This is a genomic window from Janthinobacterium sp. GW821-FHT03C08, from assembly GCF_059420905.1.
On record NZ_JBWKUP010000015.1, the window covers coordinates 51329 to 68423 of the forward strand.

The following is a 17095-nucleotide window of genomic DNA, read 5'->3' on the forward strand; positions in this document are numbered from 1 at the left end:
TCAGGCGGGCATCACCCTTCCCCGCCAGGGCCCGGACCGCCGGGGCCGCCCGGGCCACCGGGGCCGCGGCCACCAGGCGGACCGAAGCGCGGCTCGCGCTCGCCCTCTTTCGCCGCCGTCGTGGCGCCGCCGAGGCGGTACGACAGGCCCACGTACAGCATGCGCCCGTCGAAGCGGCGCGTGCTCGTCTCGCGCAGCGAGGCGCTGTTGATGACGGTTTCCATCCTGTTGGTGCTGAACACATCCGTCACATTCATGACCAGGCTCAATTGCGGCGTCACCGTGTGGCGCCAGCTCAGGTTCAAGGTATTGTTGGGCGAGCGGTAGCCCTGCCCCGACAGCATCTTGCCTTGCATTTGCAGGGCCAGCTGCAGCTGGTTGCTCGTGTCGAACTGGTAGTTCAGGCGCGCGCGGCCGCTCAGGGCATTCGCCGTGCGCGTGCTGAGATTGCCCAGGTCGTCCGAGCTGGTCTGCTGGCTGCGCGCCAGGTTGCCGCTCGTGTTCAGGGTCAGGGATGGCGTCAGCTTGCCGCTGACGCTGAACTCCAGGCCGCTCGAATGGCTGCCTTCGCCGTTCTGGCGCGTGGTCAGCAGCACATTGTCACTGATAAAGTAACGGTAATCGACGATGGCATCCGTGTCGCGCCGGTGGTAGGCGCGCAAGCTGCTTTCCAGGCCAAACAGCCGGGTTTCATAGCCGATCTCGTACGAATCCGTCTGCGTGGGTTTCAGCTTGGGATTGCCGGCCGACACATTGAACTCGTCGCGGTACACCACGTAGGGGTTCAGGTCGCCCGCGTTCGGACGGCGGATGCGGTGCGCATAGCTGAAGCGCAAATTGCTCTCGTCGCTGACCTTGTACGTGGCGAACAGGCTGGGAATGTAGTTGATGTAATTATTGCTGGCCTCGCTGCCGCTGGTGATCTGGCGCACGTTCAGGTCCGTGTACTCGGCGCGCAGGCCGGCCAGCGCGCCCCAGCGCTCGTTCAGCCGCATCTGGTAGGAGCCGTACAGGGCGATGGTGCGTTCGTCCATCTCGAAACGGTTGCTGCGCATGGGGTTGACGGTCTCCGCCAGGCTGGCCGGGTTGATGTCCGCGTACAGGGTGTCGAAGCTGCTCTTGTTGTCGGCCACCTTGTAGCCCAGCTTGGCCGTGCCGCCCGCCAGCGGCCGCTCGTAGTCGCCGCTGAAGTCGACGATGCGGTTGCCCGTCTCGCTGTGCTGGCGCGCGCGGCTGTCGAAGGCGTTGACGGGCGCCACCGCGTAGGCATTCGCGTAATCGCTGTCGCTTTCATTGGTGGACGAGGACACGCGCAGATCGATCTTCAGGGTTTCGCCCGGCAATTCACCCTTGTGGTCGTAGCGACCGCCCCAGCTGTAATTGCGGCTGTCGCCATTGCGCACGGTGCTGCGCGTGTAGTCGCCGATGGTGTTGCCCAGGCTGTCGCCATTGAGGTAGCGGTCCAGCGAACGCTGGTCATTGCTGCGGCCGTTAAACGACGCGCTGGCGGCCAGGGTGTCGCTGGCGTTCAGGTTGTAATTGACGGTGCCGTTCAAGCCCAGCGAGTCGTTCAAGCCATTGCTGGTGGATTGCTGGCTGCTGGGGGCAAACGCCCCCGTGCCGCGGTCCAGGCGTTCGCGGCTGACTTCGCCCACGGAATTGCGGCCGTCGTGGCGCACATTGATGCCGCCCTGGTAGCCCCAGGGACCTTCGTTGTAGCTGCCGGAGACGGCACTGTTGTAGCGCCCGGCGATGCCCGCATTCGCATTCACGGTGCCAAAGCCGCCCGGCTTGCGGTTGCGCCGCATCACCAGGTTCAGGATCGGGCCGCCGCCGGCCTCGTTGCCGAACTGGGCGCCGGGATTGTTGATCACTTCCACGGATTCGATGTCGTCGGCCGCCATGGCATTCAGGGTGGCGCCGCGCGAGTCGCCCTGCAGCATGGCCGATGGCTTGCCATCGATCAAGATCTGCACATTGCTGCTGCCGCGCAGGGAGACGCTGCCATCGGGATCGACGGCCACGGACGGCACGTTGTTCAAGGCATCGGCCGCCGTGCCGTTCGTGCTGCCGACGTCGGACTTGACGTCGTAGACTTGGCGGTCGATACGGCCCGTGGGACGTTCGGCCGTCACGCTGACGGTCGCAGGCGCATCGACGGCCGGCGCCTTGGCCGGTACAGGTGCTGGTGCGGGCTTCACGGCGGCATCGCCGGTGGTGGTTTGCGCCTGGGCGGCGCCGGCAACGAGCAGGCTGCCGCCCGCCAGACAATGGAAAAGGATTTTATGCATTGGACCAAGAAAGTAATCGAGACGCTACGGATGAGGCGCTACGCCGCGGCGTGAGGGCACACCGAAAGCATGCCACGACTGCAATGAGCAAAGCAAATGCGAACCATTGTTATTTACTTCAATTTACAAATCTCTTGCGCTTGTGGCATTCCAGCCTCATCCGGGATGGGCGAGGCTGGAAATCCGGCTGGAGAAGATGCTACTTCAGCAAGCCATGGCCCCTCGCCAGTTTCAGCCAGCCCGGATATCCCGTCATCAGCAAGTCATACAGTTCCGCATCGCTGTGCTCGTCGGGCGAGCCGACGGAAAAGTAATTCGCATTGTCGACCAGGCGCCCTTGCAACTCGTCCAGCTTTTCCAGGAAGGGGAAGTCGGAATCGGCAAAGGCGGCGAGGAACTTGCTCTTCGACTTGCGCCCCTTGCCGATGCCCATGAATTGCCAGAAGATGGGTTCATGGCTGGCCCAGCGCAGCTGCTTTTCCGTCGTCGCCTGGTCGCTCGTGCCGCCATCAGTCACGAACATGACGTAGACGGGCAATGCGGCGGCGACGGGCCGCGTGCGCTCGCCGCCACGGGCATCGGGGAAATAAAAGGCGCGGATGGCCTGCATGGCGGCGCCATAGCGCGTATCGCCCTCGAGCGGATGGCGCTGTATGGCCTGGCCCACATAGGTATTGCAGTTGCTCAAGGCCATCGGTGCCGGATGGTGGACGTTCTTGCCGAACAGGAAAACATCGATCTCGCCATCGTCGTCGAACTTGCAGCCCAGGGCCAGGATGCGCTCGGCAAAGCGCTGCACCAGGCCCTCTTTATACAGGCGCCCCATGGAGCCGGAAATATCGAGGCACAGACACACCTTGGCGCGGTGTTCCGACAAACCCACTTTTTGCAAGGACACGCCGGCCTGCTTGACAAGGCTGACCAGCTGCGGCGCCTCGCGTTCCACCCGCTTTTCCAGGTTCAGCTTGGACTGCATGACGGCCGATGCCGGCGCCGCCGCAGGCGCGGCCTGCTCGACTTCGCCGCCGAAGTGGCGCACCAGCGCGTCCAGGCCCCCGTTGAAACCCTGGCCCACGGCCATGCAGCGCCAGCCGCCGTCCTTGCGGTAGAGTTCAAGCAGCATGACGGCTTTTTCTTGGGCGAAATCATTACCCGCGAAGGCGAAGCGGGCCAGTTCGCGCCCGCCCGCCTGCAGGCGCACGTGGCCCGATTGCAGCTGCGACATCACGCCACCGCCGTCGATGGACGCCGTCACGACGAGGCGGTCTATGGCGGACGGCAAGCGCCCCAGCTGCACGGCAAAGGCGGCAAGGTCGCCGCCGCTGCCCGTGCGCGCTTCCACGCCGCCGCACGGCGTGCGCGGCTGGTTGAAGAAAGTCATGTAGCGCTCGTCGGCCAGCTTGCCGGCGGCGTCGAGGCCGAAACACGCCACATCGAGCGCCAGGCCCTGCGCGGCGATGCCCAGTTCCAGCACGCCATCGGGAACGAGATTGGCCAGCGGCAAGCGCTGTCCCTTGGTCAAGGTTTCCATCAATATCTCCTATGCAATATAACGGCGCGGATTGCCGGCATTGAAATCGTCCTCGTCTTCCTTGTCCTCGCCCTTGAAGACGACGGGGCCGTTGACGGCCAGCTGCAGGTTCTCGCCCTGCCAGCTCAGCCAGGGCGTTGCCTCGCTGCCGGGATCGGACGTCTTGCCGGACGGTTCGAGGATGATGCTGTCCGGCGTGATGCGGGCCATGCCGATCACATAGGTGTAGACCGTGTCATCGTCGGCCGCCTTGGACAGGCGGAAGTCGAAATCGCACTCGACGACCTGCTCGCCATACTGCATGACCATTTTCGGCCGCATGGACGCCACCGACACGGCGCCGTTGGCCAGCGCCGAGTACACGCTGAAGACGAGCCCCACCGTGCCGCCGTAATGCCGCGCCAGCGCCGGATTGACTTCCACCGTTTCCGTGGCCGGCTCCTTGCCCGACGCGCCCGCCACATCGCCCAGGTGGCGCACGAAGGGCATGCTGTCGAAGCTGCCGGGCGTATCGGGCGCCTGGATGAAGCGCATCTGGCCATTCGGCAAGAGGATGCCGACGCGCAAGTCCAGATCGTCGTTATCGTCATCGCCATCGCCGTTATCGACCCAGGTAGCCTTGACGGTGAGTTTCTTCGGCGCGCCCGCGCCCTTTTCCAGCGATACCTTGTGCGTCTGGCCCGCCTTGGTCAGCGAGATTTTCGACAGGGAAATTTTCGGCGCCGGTGCAGGCTCGGCGGCCGGCTGCGCCACCTCGCCGCCAAAATGCGCGACCAGGGCATCGAGGCCGCCGTTGAAACCCTGGCCGACGGCCATGCAGCGCCAGCCGCCATCCTTGCGGTAGAGTTCAAACAGCATGACGGCTTTTTCCTGCGCAAAATCAGACCCGGCAAATGCGAAGCGGGCCAGTTCGCGCCCGCCATCGAGCAGGCGCAGGTGGCCGCTGCCCAGCTGCGCCATGGTGGCGGCGCCATCGACGGCGGCCGTGACGACCAGGCGCTCAATGGAGGCTGGCAAACGGTCCAGCTGCAAGCGGAAACCGGCCGCATCGCCGGACGGCGCCGCCGCTTCCACGCCGCCGCACGGCGTGCGCGGCTGGTTGAAGAAAGTCATGTAGCGCTCGTCGGCCAGCTTGCCGGCGGCATCGAGGCCGAAACAGGCAAAGTCCAGCGCCAGGCCGGCACCGGCAAGCCCCAGTTGCACGGCATTGCCCGCGACGAGGCCGGACAGCGCCAGGCGCTGCCCCTTGATCAGGTTTTCCATGGAATTGTTTATTCAGGTGTGAAAGCGTCGGACAGCAGCCCAGGGCAAGGCGCGTCGTCCGCAGGCAGTACGCATGTACAGGCAGTCCATGGCGGAGCAACGCCGCCATGCACTGCCGTTCCGGGTTCTATACAAAGCTGAAAGAGCTTCGGACTACGGTTCAGGGCAAGGCGCGTCACCGAAGACAGTACGAATAGTACGGCGAGGTGACGCAACGCCGCCATGGGCCGTTTTCCGGAGCTCTTAGGCGTTGATGCCGAAAGAACGTGCCAGCGGTCCCAGGCCGCCTTTGAAGCCCTGCCCGATGGCCTTGAACTTCCATTCGCTGCCGGCGCGGTAGACTTCGCCGAAGATCATGGCCGCTTCCGTCGAACCGTCTTCCGACAGGTCGTAGCGGGCAATTTCCGCGCCGTTGTCGCCGTTCAGGCAGCGGATGTAGGCCTTGCCCACCATGCCGAAATTCTGCTTGCGCGCTTCCGCATCGTGGATGGTGACGGCCACGGCGATCTTGTCGATGTCGGCCGGCACGTTGGCCAGGTCGATGGCGATTTTCTCGTCGTCGCCGTCGCCGCCGCCCGTGGTGTTGTCGCCCGCGTGGACGATGGAGCCGTCGGCCGACTTCAGGTTATTGTAAAAAATGAAATCCGCGTCGGAACGGGCCTTGCCGTCCGTTTTCAGCAGGAAGGCGCTGCCGTCCAGGTCAAAGGCGGCGCCATCGGTGGCGCGCGGGTCCCAGCCCAGGCCAATCACGATTTTCTTCAAGCCGGGAGCTTCCTTGCTCAGGTTGACATTGCCGCCTTTTTGCAGACTGATCGCCATGGTATTTCCTTTTAATTAGTAGGTTGCATACGGTGTAAAACGTGCGCGGCCGGCGCACTGGCCGGTCGAGCCATCAGCCTACCATAATGCCGGGGCCTTGCCAGCCTCGCACTATTGAAAAAACTGCCATGGCGCCCGGGCCGGCCCGTCCTGCCGGGCAAAATGACCGATAATGCCGCTCTTTCCCCGCCCCATGACCGACGTGAACAGCCCAACCCCGACACCGCAACCCCGCACGCGCGTGGACTGCATCCCCGGCACCCTGTGCGATGCGCGCATGTGGTCGCGCCTGACGCCATTGCTGGGCGACAACATCGACGTGCAGCACGTGCCCCTGCACGAGGCCCGCACGCGCGCGCAGATGCAGGCCCTGATCGCCAGCCGCAGTGCCGAGGCATCCCACCTGGTGGGCTTTTCGCTGGGCGCCTACCTGGCGCTCGAACATGCGCTGGCCCATCCGCAGCGCGTCAAGTCGCTGACCCTGGTCGCCAATTCTGCCAGGGGCTTGCAGCCGGAAGAAATCGCCGCCCGCCAGCGCATCGTCGCCATGCTGGAGCGCAATGCCTATGCGGGCATCACGCGCCAGCGCCTGCGCGAACTGCTGCACCCGTCCCACCTGGACGACGGGGCCATCACGGACCTGATCCGGCAGATGGGCCTGGACCTGGGCAAGGATGTGCTGCTGGCCCAGTTCATCACCACCATCGACCGCCCGGACCTGATGGCGCGCCTGGCGGAGCTCGATTGCCCCGTGCTGATCGTCGGCGCCGAGAACGACAAGCTCGTCCATCCAGGCGATCTGCGGGCCATGGCGGCGCGCCTGCCGCAAGCCACCCTGCACATGATCGGCGATGACTGCGGCCACATGGTGCCGCTGGAAGCGCCCGCCGCGCTGGCCGAGGCCATGCTCGCCTTCCTTGTGCACGATGCGCCCGGGCGCACAATTGGAGCGGCGGCGCAATTTCAACGATAATGATGCGCATCGGGCGCAGCCAGCCCATTGCAACTTGACAATATTTTTATTTGGCAACTTTTTTGCACATCCACATGACCCAACTGACCATCATCGTCGCCACCGACCAGCAAGGCGGCATCGGCATCGACAACACCCTGCCATGGAAGCTGCCGGAAGACCTGGCCCACTTCAAGCGCCTGACGACGGGCCACCCCATCCTCATGGGCCGCAAGACCTTCGATTCCATCGGCCGCCCCCTGCCGAACCGCCGCAACATCGTCATCACGCGCAATCCAGACTGGCGCCACGAAGGCGTGGAAGCCGTGTCGTCGCTGGAAGCAGCCGTCGCCCTGCTGGACGGCGCGCAAGGCTACGTCATCGGCGGCGCCGAGATCTACAGGCAGTCGCTGGACCTGGCGCAGCGCCTGATCATCACGGAAATCGGCCAGACCTTCGACTGCGACGCCTTTTTCCCTGCCGTGGACCATGCCGTGTGGCAAGAAACCGCCCGCGAAGCCCATGTCTCGGAGAAATCCGGCCTGCCGTACGCCTTCGTGACGCTGCAACGCAAAGCCTGATAAGGTGGCAATAAAGGTGGCTATGCCGGTGCATATTTGTCGCCCGCCGCTTGCTGTAATACCCCTGTCATACCGTTGCGTCACGCTAGCGCACGCTGCTGGCGCTTTGCTGTGATATTTTTTTCCCGCAGACGCCGCATTTCTGCGAGAATCCCGTTCTTATTTTTTTTCTGCGACGGCCGGGCACCAAGATTGCCAGGCTGGCGCGCCCTAGTCCGCCCCTCCATTACGTCAGGGGCGGCTTGCTTTTTTGGAGACATGCATGAAATTTCGTTTCCCTATCGTCATCATTGACGAGGATTTCCGTTCTGAAAATACGTCCGGCCTGGGCATTCGCGCCCTTGCCGCCGCAATGGAAAAAGAAGGCATGGAAGTGCTGGGCGTGACCAGCTACGGCGATCTGTCGCAATTTGCCCAGCAACAATCGCGCGCGTCGGCCTTCGTGCTGTCGATCGATGACGAGGAATTCGGCGCCGGCTCCATCGAGGAAACGGACCACGCGCTCAAGTCCCTGCGCGCCTTCGTCGAGGAAATCCGCTACAAGAACGCCGACATCCCCATCTATCTGTACGGCGAAACGCGCACCTCGCGCCACATCCCCAATGATATCCTGCGCGAACTGCATGGTTTCATCCACATGTTCGAAGATACGCCGGAATTCGTCGCGCGCCACATCATCCGCGAAGCGAAATCGTATCTAGACGGCCTGTCGCCGCCGTTTTTCCGCGCGCTGGTGCACTACGCCAACGACGGCTCCTATTCGTGGCACTGCCCCGGCCACTCGGGCGGCGTGGCCTTCCTGAAGTCGCCGATCGGCCAGATGTTCCACCAGTTCTTCGGTGAAAACATGCTGCGCGCCGACGTCTGCAACGCCGTGGAAGAACTGGGCCAGCTGCTCGACCATACCGGTCCGGTGGCCGCGTCCGAGCGCAATGCGGCGCGCATCTTCAATGCCGACCATTGCTATTTTGTCACCAATGGCACGTCGACCTCGAACAAGATGGTGTGGCACTCGACCGTGGCGCCCGGCGACATCGTCGTCGTCGACCGCAACTGCCACAAGTCGATCTTGCACTCGATCATCATGTGCGGCGCGATTCCCGTGTTCCTGATGCCGACGCGCAATCACCTGGGCATCATCGGCCCCATCCCGCTGCATGAGTTCACGCCGGAAAGCATCGCCCGCAAGATCGAGGCGAATCCGTTCGCCCGCGAAGCGAAGAACAAGAAGCCGCGCATCCTGACCATCACGCAATCGACCTACGATGGCGTGATCTACAACGTGGAAACCCTGCGCGAAATGCTGGACGGCAAGATCGACACCCTGCACTTCGACGAAGCGTGGCTGCCGCACGCCACCTTCCACGATTTCTACAAGAACATGCACGCCATCGGCAAGGACCGTCCGCGCGCCAAGGAATCGATGATCTTCTCGACCCAGTCCACGCACAAATTGCTGGCCGGCCTGTCGCAAGCCTCGCAAATCCTCGTGCGCGAATCGGACACGGTCAAGCTGGACCAGGACGCCTTCAACGAGGCTTACCTGATGCACACGTCGACCTCGCCGCAGTACTCCATCATCGCCTCGCTGGACGTGGCCGCGGCCATGATGGAGGCGCCGGGCGGCACCGCCCTGGTGGAAGAATCGATCATGGAAGCGCTCGATTTCCGCCGCGCCATGAAGAAGATCGACCAGGAATGGGGCCAGGACTGGTGGTTCCAGGTGTGGGGTCCGGACAACTTCAACGACGAAGGCATGGGCCAGCAGGAAGACTGGATGATACGCGCCGAGGACGACTGGCACGGTTTCGGCGACCTCGCTCCCGGCTTCAACATGCTCGACCCGATCAAGGCGACCATCGTCAACCCGGGCCTGTCGCTGGACGGCCAGTTCGGCGAGACGGGCATCCCCGCGTCCATCGTCACCAAATACCTGGCCGAGCACGGCGTCATCATTGAAAAATGCGGCCTGTACTCCTTCTTCATCATGTTTACCATCGGCATCACCAAGGGCCGCTGGAATACCCTGTTGACGGCGCTGCAGCAGTTCAAGGACGATTACGACAAGAACCAGCCGATGTGGCGCATCCTGCCGGAATTCGCGGCGGCCAACCCGCGCTACGAAAAAATGGGCTTGCGCGACCTGTGCCAGCAGATCCACGATTTCTACAAGGCCTACGACGTGGCGCGTTTGACGACGGAAATGTACCTGTCGGACATGATCCCGGCCATGAAGCCATCGGACGCCTTCGCCAAGATGGCGCACCGCGAAATCGAGCGCGTGGCCATCGACGACCTGGAAGGCCGCATCACGTCCATCCTGCTGACGCCGTATCCACCGGGTATCCCGCTGCTGATCCCGGGCGAACGCTTCAACAAGACCATCGTCGATTACCTGCGCTTCGCGCGCGACTTCAACGAGCGCTTCCCCGGCTTCGAGACGGATGTGCATGGCCTGGTCAAGCGCGAAGTCGACGGCAAGCGCGGCTATTTCGTCGACTGCGTCAAGATGGACGACTAGTGAAGGCTCAGCCAATCTACTACGCGTCGCGACTTGCGGCCTGCGATGCTCACCGTACTTCAGTACGGTTGCGCTTCTCGGCCACAATTTGCTTCCGCTCGCTACGATTGGATGAACCGTTGTGACGTTCGTCAAAAACAGTTAGTGCTGGTAACGCCGCCTGATGCCCATCAGGCGGCGTTTTTCATTTCCGGCGTCCGCGCACGCTTGTGCCAGATCAAATGGCTGGGGTGGCGGGCTTTTAAGATGGGCCACTCGCGTAGGGGGATGGCCCGTATATGGCGCTCAAGGTGTGGCTGGAAATCATGCAGCAGGCGGCGGCCGGGAGTGGCGCCCTGCTGCTTGCGGCCTTGAAGCAGGCTCAGGTCACGATGGTGCGGCGTGGCGATGGCGAGCCTGCCAGCCATGGCATCGTCGTGTTTGCGCAGGCCGACGCTGCCCTGTTGCGGGCGCTGCCCGCCTGCTGCCAGCAGGCGCGCGTGCTGGCCATCGCCGCCTGCGGCCAGCCCCCGAGCTGCGCGCAGCAGCGGGCCGTGCTGGCGGCGGGCGCCCTCGACGTGCTGCTGTGGCCGGACGGCGCCATCGATGCGGAGCAGGTGCTGGCGCGGCTGCGGCGCTGGCAGGCGGTGGCGCAACTGCTGGAGTCGAATGCCGTGCGCAGGCACCTGGTGGGCGACAGCGCGGCGTGGCGCAGCTTGCTGCACCGCGTCGTGGAAATGGCCGCCTTCAGCCAGGCTTCCGTGCTGATCACGGGGGAAACGGGCACGGGCAAGGACTTGCTGGCGCAACTGATCCACCGTGTCGGCAACTGCACGGGAGGCTTCACCATCCTCGATTGCGCCACCCTGTCGCCGGAACTGGCCGGCAGCGAACTGTTTGGCCATGAACGGGGCGCGTTTACGGGCGCGGCCGGCGCGCGCGACGGCGCCTTCGCCCTGGCTGACGGCGGCGTGCTGTTTCTCGACGAGGTGGGCGAACTGCCCCTGCCGCTGCAGGCGCAGCTGCTGCGCGCCATCCAGGAGCGCAAATACAAGCGCGTGGGCGGCAATACCTGGCAGCCGACGCAATTCCGCCTCGTCTGCGCCACCAACCGCGAACTGGAGAGCGAAGTGGCGCGCGGCGCCTTCCGCGCCGACCTGTATTACCGCATCGCGGGCTGGCGCTGCCAGACGCCGCCCCTGCGCGAGCGCCAGGACGACATCCTGCCGCTGGCCCGTTATTTCCTCGCCGAACTGGCGCAGCAGCCGCCGCCCCCGCTCGACGCGGCAGTGCGCGAGTACCTGCTGCTGCGCGACTATCCGGGCAATGTGCGCGAGCTGCGCCAGACCGTCACGCGCATCTGGCACCGCCATTGCGGTCCCGGCCCCATCACCATCGGCGCCCTGCCGCCCGAGGAGCGCCTGCTGGCGCCGGGCTGGCCGGACCAGCATTTCGAAGCGGCCGTGCGGCGGGCCCTGCACCTGGGGCTGCACCTGTCGCACATCACGCGCTGCACCGCAGACGTGGCCATCGGCCTCGTGCTGGCCGAGGAACACGGCAACAACCAGCGCGCCGCCGCCCGCCTGGGCTTGACGGACCGCGCCCTGCAGATACGCCGCAAGGCGGCCGCCTGCGCGGCGCAGGCGGGTATAGCCGCCACTCCAACCTCGCCAGCGGCGCCTTGATCTGCCTCAAGCCAGCCCCGCCAGCCGCAAAAAATTGCCGCCCGTGATCAGCGCCGCATCCAGCGGCGGCAATCCCAGCAAGCGTATCTTGTGCAATTCCAGCCCCGGATGCAGCCAGGGGCTGTCCGAACCGAACAAAACCTTGTGCGGTCCGGCCCGCCGCACGGCCTGCTCCAGCAAATCGAAGCGGCGCACGCCGGCGCTGTCCGTATGGATGTTCGGGTGGCGCGCCAGGTGGTCGATCAGCGCCAGCTGGGCCGCCCAGTCGTCGCCAAAGCTGCCCAGGTGGGGGAGGATGAAGTTGACGTCAGGATACTGCTGCGCCAGCAGCTCGGCCACGGCCACCTCGCCCATCGGGTCGTACAGCACGGGCAAGCCGAAGAAGCGCGCCGCCTCGCACAGTTCGCCGCTGATGCGCGCGTCAAAGCGGTGCGCCTTGATGCCGACAAAGCCGTAGCGCTCGACGGCCGTGCGCACCAGGTCCAGGATGCGGCCCCGGTCGCGCCGCGCATGCACGAAGGCAAAGCCGTAGAAACGCCGCGGATCGGACGCCACCAGGCGCGCCACGCCGTGATTGGCGATGGCGTAATCGGAGTGAAAGGTGGCGAACAGCACGCTGCGGGCGATGCCGGCCACCTGCGCGCGGCGCAGATAGGCAGTCAACGGCGCATCGCTGGCCCACGGCCCGCCCAGGCCGTCGCCGGGCCCCGCGTGGCAGTGACAGTCGATGACGGGCGCCATGCCATGCCCCGCTGCCGCTCAGGTCCAGTCGCCCATCACGACGATGCGGTTGCCGCGCCGGCGCCAGCGCCCGCTCTCCTCCTCGCCCTGCGGCGCGGCCGAGCGGAAATGCGGCAACTGCTGGTGCAGGGCACGCGTCAGCGCGCTTTCCACGGCGCGCGGGCTGCCGTCGCCCTCGGCCGCCAGGCGCGCCGCCTGTCCCGCGATGCGCACGAAGCGGCGTGCCATGTCCAGTTCGCGGTCGGCCGGTGGCGCAGCCGCCATTTCCAGCTCCAGCGCGCTGCTGGCCGCGCGCCCCAGGGCCGTGCCCAGCGCCGTGCCCACGCCCGGGATGGGGATCATCGAGCCCAGCGCCCCGCCGACAAACGGCAGGGCCGTCTTCGCCACGGCCTTCAAGGCGCCGCCCAGGGGCTGGGCCACCTTGGCGAGGCCCGAGCCCACTTTCTTGACGCCCTGCCACACGCTCCTGAAGACATTGCCCAGGAATTGCTCGAGTTCTTCCTCGCTCGATACTTCCAGCAATTCCATGGCCAGTTGCAGCTCTTCCTGCGCACTGAACACGGCCGGGGCGCTGTCCTTGCCGGGCCAGGTCTCGCCGAATTCCAGCACTTCAAACGCGGCGCCGGCCTGCTGCCGGCATTGCGCGCACGTGCATTCCAGTTGGTGCATGATGCTCTCCTTCGCAGTGATGAACGGGCCGTATCGTCAATGCCACATCTCGCCCAGCACGGCCAGTTCCAGCTCGCGCCGCTGGTTGGTCAGCACGCCGCGCTGGTGGGCGAACATGTCGTCGTGGATGCGCTGCTCGATGCGGCGCCGCTGCGCCGCCGACGCCAGCGGCGCCACGTACACCTGGTGCCCGCTCAGGTCGATGCCCATCATCTGGCCGCACAGGCGGTGCTGCAGCAATCTCCGGTGCAGATCGTCCGTCTGCCCGCTGTAGGCGCGGCGGCGTCCGCCCGCATCGAATTCGATCAGGTACAGGCCGGGCCCCGTGCCGTTCGGGTCGCGCAAGGCGCTGGCCAGCGTCCCCAGCGCCAGGTAGTTCAGGGCCGCCGCTTCCGGCACGCGGCCCATGGTGCCGGCCAGGGTGGGCGGGACTTCGCCCTGCATCTGGCCGTCGTCCTGGTCCTGGTCCTGGCCCTGGCCTTGATCCTGGTCCGGTCCCGGCTCCGGCTGGTCGCCAAACGACGGCTGCGCCAGGGGATAGGGTGCCGGGTAGATGCCGGGGTAGAGGGCGGGATAGGCGCCCCAGCCCCGGTAGCGGGGCGGCAGGTAGGGCAAGGGATGGGGCGCGTAGCGCGGCGGCCGGCGCGCCTGGTGTGCCTGGTAGCGGGGCGGCATGGGACGGCGCGGCCCGCGCAGGGGAGGCCGCGCGCGCAGGGCGCCGCCATAGCGCGGCCCGCCCGGACGCCTGCGCTCGCCTTCCCACTCGCCCTCGCCTTCCCCTTGCCACTCCTGTTCCCATTCCTGCTCCGGCGCGTATTCCCCCGCCCCCTGCCCCGCGAAGGGCAGCATTTCAAAGGTGTCGTTCATGTCGCCTCCTGATGTGATGTTCCAGCAAGCCCATCGCCTGCTCCAGTTGCCCGGGCGTATGGTCGGCCCGCAGCAAAAACGTCAATGTCCCGGCCTGTCCCCCCGCTTGCGCCAGCGCCAGCACGCCGGCCGCGCGCAAGCCCTGCTGCAAGCGGGCACAGCCAGGCAGGCGCTGCACGGGAAAGCCGCCGCCCCGGCAAGCGATGCCGGCCGCCGCCATGCCCGTCCGCCACTGCGCCACCCGCGCTGCCAGGCTGGCGCGCAAGGCATCGCCATGCCGCGCATTGAGGGCCAGCGCCCGCCGCGCCGCAGCCAGCACGGCCGCCGAAGGCGGGCTGGCATGCACGCGCGTCTGGCTGTGCGCGGCGAAACGGCGCAGCAGGCTGGCACTGCCCGCCAGCACGGCCAGGGGCACGCCAAAGCCCTTGGCCAACGAAGCGCCGACGATCAGCTGCCCGCCCTGCCCGTCCCAGCCGCCACGCAAGCCATGCAGGCGCGCCGAGCCGCCCCCCTGCGGCCCCGAGACGCCCAGCACCTGCGTATCGTCGAGCAGCAGATAGCCGCCGCCCTGCGCCGCCAGCGCCGCGTAGGCCGCCAGCGGCAGGGACTGCTCGCTGCCCGGCACGTAGCCATCGGCCAGGACCAGGGGGCGCCGCCCTCGCCCGCGCCAGGCGGCCACCAGCTGCCGCAGGGCCGGCACGTCGCCGCTGGGAAACAGGCGCAGGGGCAGGCCCAGCGCCTGCGCCCGCTCGGCGCCCCAGCGCGCGATGGCGTAGCTGCCGCCATCGATGAGTATCACCAGCGGTTCGGCAGCGAGCATGCCGAACAGGTCCCAGAACAGGTGCAGGGTCGACGGCAGCACGCAGGCCGCGGCGCACCCCTGCAATGCGGCAAGTTGCGCCGCCAGCGCCTGCGCGCCCGGCGGCTCCTGCAGCGCGGCCGGCTTGCCCAGGGTCAGGCTGCTCCACGGCGCCAGCTCGGCTGCCGCATGGCGCATGCCCAGGTACAGGGCACTGCTAAAGTCCAGCATGCAGGCGCCTCCTCCCCTTGCTAGACGCTGCGCAACTGCTGGCTCAGGCGCTGGCGCAGCAGCACCGAGGGCATGGTCGATTCGATGGCCGGGTCGCTGCTGTCGACGGACAAATCCACCCCCGTGGCAGCGCGGTAGCCGTGGATATAGCCCTGCACCTGCGGGCGCCAGAAGCGCGCCCAGTTGAACGCCTGCGTCGGTTCGTAGATATCGCTCCAGTTGCCGTAGCGCACGGACAGCAGCAGCTGTTCGCCGAAGATGGCCAGGTTGCGGAAATGCATCACGCTCGTGTCCGTCCAGCCTTGCAGTTTCTTCATGGCATCAACGCGGTCCATCCACGGTTCCGGATACGCCACCATCACGCGCGTGGGCAAAAACTCGCGGAACTCGGGCCGCGCCAGCATCCATTGCTGCATCAGCATTTCGATGCGCGCCGTCGACGGCAGGTCGCCGAACTGGTTGTGCGCGCCCTGCGACAGGATCAAATGGATTTCCTTGAGGGCGTTCAGCACGGGAAAGGCGTCCGCCTTCACCGTCGTGTCGTCGTCCTGTTTATAAAAGGAGGTGAGCAGGCGCAGCAGGTGATGAAAAGCTTCGAGGAATTTCGAGCGGCTGTCGGCCGGCCGGAAGTGCTGCACCGCCTTGCCGTCGAGGCGCACGCCGTAATGGTGGTCGTACTCGTAGTTGCGGCGCACCACGGTGAGCCGGTGCTGCTCGTCCTGCGTATAGCCCCATAGCAAGTTGTTCAGGGGGCGCAGCATGTCGATTTCCGTGTTCGACAGGGGATCGAGGCCGCCGCCTGGCGCGCGCAGGTTCTGGAAGCGCTGCGTGATGGCATTCATGGTCTGCACCAGCATGCCCTCCTCGTGCCAGTACGACCAGATCAGTTCCAGCAGGCAAGGATTGGCCAGCTTGTCCTGGATGATGCCAAAGCACAGGTCCACCTCGCCTTCCCGGCCGCGCGGTATGCTGATGGGAATGTCGGGCAGCTTGCGGCGGATCACGGCCAGGTAGGGCAAGGTCTGGAAGCCGTCGACGTTTTCCAGGTAGTCGTTGCGCAGCACGGTTTCCAGGTCGCGCCCCTGGGGAATGTCGCGCCGGTCCAGGTAGGCATTGTCCTCGGCCGGATTGAAGGCCAGCGGCTGGTTCAGCACGCCGCAATTGACCATCACGAACGCTTCCGTCGCCACTTTCAGCACGCGGTAGGAATCGGAGTCCGAGAACGGCAGCGCGCGGCGGTGCTTGAGGTGCTGGAACATGTCGGCCTTTTTCACGAAACGCTCCTGCTCGAAACCGCGCACATTGGCCAGGTCGCCGCAAAACAGGCTGTCCATGAAATGCAGGTAATTCGTAAACGACATGGCCTCGGTACTGTTGCGTATCAAGGTCCACAGGGGCAGGTCCTCGGTCGGCTCCGTTTCCGTGCGCGTCAGCGAGACGCCCACATTGCCCGAGATCGGCGTGGGCAGGCGCTCTTCCGACTCGTATTCCGCCTCCACGGCCAGCATGGCGTGCGGACTGAGTCCTTCGGGCACGGGCATGGCGCTGCGCAGTTCCGGGCGCTGCGACAGCATCATCTGGCCTGCGAAGCGGTGTACGCCGGCGCGCCGCACGGGCGCGCTAAAGGCATTCGCCGTGCCGCGCACGGGCAGCCACGGCGCCGCGGCAAGCACCTGCACCAGGTCGCGCCCGTCGGCCGTCTGGTCGCCGTCAAACGAGACGGTGGCGATGGCGCGGTCGCCCACCCTGCCAAACTGGCAGTCGCTGGGATGGCAGTCGGCCGTCTCGAACACCAGCCCCACCTGCGGGTTGAGCTGGGGCTTGAAGCACAGCACGGCGCTGCAGCCGGACTGCACCGTCACGCACTGGGGCGAGGTGGACGGGAAGTTGCCGTACACGCCCACGTAGCTGCCCGCCACCAGGTCGGCAAACACGGTGCTGCCATGGGCATCGGTCCAGCGCACGCCCACCAGCATGGCCGGGTCGGGGACCCAGTTGACGGCATTGAAATTGTGGCAATCGGCTTCAGCGCCCCGGTACAGGCTGATGGCGGCGTTCGCCACCATCGTCCCGCTGTCCTGCTCGTGCACGGTGACGGCGATGCTGCCGCCCCGGTTTTTCGGGCCAGCCTGGCCCGCCACCCTGTTCTTGCTGCTCATGTCACTC

Annotated in this window: 13 protein-coding genes; 4 read left to right on the forward strand and 9 right to left on the reverse strand. The window is 65.9% G+C overall.

From position 1 onward, the window contains the following. Positions 1-11 precede the first annotated feature (11 nt). From AC07VL_RS21235 to AC07VL_RS21250, 4 genes are all read right to left on the reverse strand, one after another. A complete protein-coding gene (locus AC07VL_RS21235; RefSeq protein WP_494807593.1) occupies positions 12-2291 on the reverse strand; it encodes a TonB-dependent receptor domain-containing protein in 2280 nt (759 codons plus the stop codon). 199 nt (positions 2292-2490) lie between these two features. Further along, a complete protein-coding gene (locus AC07VL_RS21240) occupies positions 2491-3822 on the reverse strand; it encodes a VWA domain-containing protein (RefSeq protein ID WP_494807594.1) in 1332 nt (443 codons plus the stop codon). A 9-nt stretch (positions 3823-3831) separates the two neighbouring features. Next, complete coding sequence (locus AC07VL_RS21245) at positions 3832-5085, reverse strand: TerD family protein (protein WP_494807595.1); 1254 nt, start codon at positions 5083-5085, stop codon at positions 3832-3834. 243 nt (positions 5086-5328) lie between these two features. After that, entirely contained in the window at positions 5329-5904 is a 576-nt protein-coding gene (locus AC07VL_RS21250) for a TerD family protein (protein ID WP_290599752.1), read from the reverse strand. Between the two features lie 202 nt (positions 5905-6106). Between AC07VL_RS21250 and AC07VL_RS21255 the strand changes: the two genes are divergently transcribed. From AC07VL_RS21255 to AC07VL_RS21270, 4 genes are all read left to right on the forward strand, one after another. Then, the gene (locus tag AC07VL_RS21255) at positions 6107-6877 is read left to right on the forward strand and encodes an alpha/beta fold hydrolase (protein WP_494807596.1); all 771 of its coding nucleotides are present in this window, start codon (positions 6107-6109) and stop codon (positions 6875-6877) included. A 74-nt stretch (positions 6878-6951) separates the two neighbouring features. Further along, positions 6952-7437 carry a dihydrofolate reductase gene (locus AC07VL_RS21260; RefSeq protein WP_494807597.1) on the forward strand — a complete coding sequence of 162 codons (486 nt, stop codon included), beginning with the start codon at positions 6952-6954 and terminating at the stop codon, positions 7435-7437. Between the two features lie 262 nt (positions 7438-7699). Continuing rightward, complete coding sequence (locus AC07VL_RS21265; protein WP_290599755.1) at positions 7700-9958, forward strand: arginine/lysine/ornithine decarboxylase; 2259 nt, start codon at positions 7700-7702, stop codon at positions 9956-9958. 278 nt (positions 9959-10236) lie between these two features. After that, positions 10237-11622 (forward strand): sigma-54-dependent transcriptional regulator, encoded by a 1386-nt coding sequence (locus tag AC07VL_RS21270; protein ID WP_494807598.1) that lies wholly within the window; start codon positions 10237-10239, stop codon positions 11620-11622. A gap of 6 nt (positions 11623-11628) precedes the next feature. Here the strand turns inward: AC07VL_RS21270 and AC07VL_RS21275 are convergent, their stop codons facing one another. From AC07VL_RS21275 to AC07VL_RS21295, 5 genes are read right to left on the reverse strand one after another with little or no spacing between them, the layout of a single operon-like run. After that, positions 11629-12363, reverse strand: a complete 735-nt coding sequence (locus tag AC07VL_RS21275; RefSeq protein ID WP_494807599.1) for an amidohydrolase family protein — start codon at positions 12361-12363, stop codon at positions 11629-11631. Positions 12364-12381: 18 nt separating this feature from the next. After that, positions 12382-13032, reverse strand: coding sequence for a hypothetical protein (locus AC07VL_RS21280; protein ID WP_494807600.1), 651 nt, complete (start codon positions 13030-13032; stop codon positions 12382-12384). A gap of 36 nt (positions 13033-13068) precedes the next feature. Continuing rightward, positions 13069-13899: a hypothetical protein gene (locus tag AC07VL_RS21285; RefSeq protein ID WP_494807601.1), complete on the reverse strand. Its 831-nt coding sequence runs from the start codon at positions 13897-13899 to the stop codon at positions 13069-13071. After that, complete coding sequence (locus AC07VL_RS21290; protein WP_494807602.1) at positions 13883-14929, reverse strand: aminotransferase class I/II-fold pyridoxal phosphate-dependent enzyme; 1047 nt, start codon at positions 14927-14929, stop codon at positions 13883-13885. Before AC07VL_RS21290 ends, AC07VL_RS21285 begins: the two co-directional genes overlap by 17 nt. A gap of 20 nt (positions 14930-14949) precedes the next feature. Beyond that, positions 14950-17088 (reverse strand): 8-amino-7-oxononanoate synthase, encoded by a 2139-nt coding sequence (locus tag AC07VL_RS21295; RefSeq protein ID WP_494807603.1) that lies wholly within the window; start codon positions 17086-17088, stop codon positions 14950-14952. Between the last annotated feature and the right edge of the window lie 7 nt (positions 17089-17095).

Bases quoted from the DNA above. Each gene is read 5' to 3' on its own strand.
- AC07VL_RS21290 (WP_494807602.1), bottom strand. From the start codon at position 14,929: ATGCTGGACTTTAGCAGTGCCCTGTACCTGGGCATGCGCCATGCGGCA.
- AC07VL_RS21285 (WP_494807601.1), bottom strand. From the start codon at position 13,899: ATGAACGACACCTTTGAAATGCTGCCCTTCGCGGGGCAGGGGGCGGGG.
- AC07VL_RS21260 (WP_494807597.1), top strand. From the start codon at position 6,952: ATGACCCAACTGACCATCATCGTCGCCACCGACCAGCAAGGCGGCATC.
- AC07VL_RS21265 (WP_290599755.1), top strand. From the start codon at position 7,700: ATGAAATTTCGTTTCCCTATCGTCATCATTGACGAGGATTTCCGTTCT.
- AC07VL_RS21250 (WP_290599752.1), bottom strand. From the start codon at position 5,904: ATGGCGATCAGTCTGCAAAAAGGCGGCAATGTCAACCTGAGCAAGGAA.
- AC07VL_RS21295 (WP_494807603.1), bottom strand. From the start codon at position 17,088: ATGAGCAGCAAGAACAGGGTGGCGGGCCAGGCTGGCCCGAAAAACCGG.
- AC07VL_RS21280 (WP_494807600.1), bottom strand. From the start codon at position 13,032: ATGCACCAACTGGAATGCACGTGCGCGCAATGCCGGCAGCAGGCCGGC.
- AC07VL_RS21240 (WP_494807594.1), bottom strand. From the start codon at position 3,822: ATGGAAACCTTGACCAAGGGACAGCGCTTGCCGCTGGCCAATCTCGTT.
- AC07VL_RS21275 (WP_494807599.1), bottom strand. From the start codon at position 12,363: ATGGCGCCCGTCATCGACTGTCACTGCCACGCGGGGCCCGGCGACGGC.
- AC07VL_RS21270 (WP_494807598.1), top strand. From the start codon at position 10,237: ATGGCGCTCAAGGTGTGGCTGGAAATCATGCAGCAGGCGGCGGCCGGG.
- AC07VL_RS21235 (WP_494807593.1), bottom strand. From the start codon at position 2,291: ATGCATAAAATCCTTTTCCATTGTCTGGCGGGCGGCAGCCTGCTCGTT.
- AC07VL_RS21245 (WP_494807595.1), bottom strand. From the start codon at position 5,085: ATGGAAAACCTGATCAAGGGGCAGCGCCTGGCGCTGTCCGGCCTCGTC.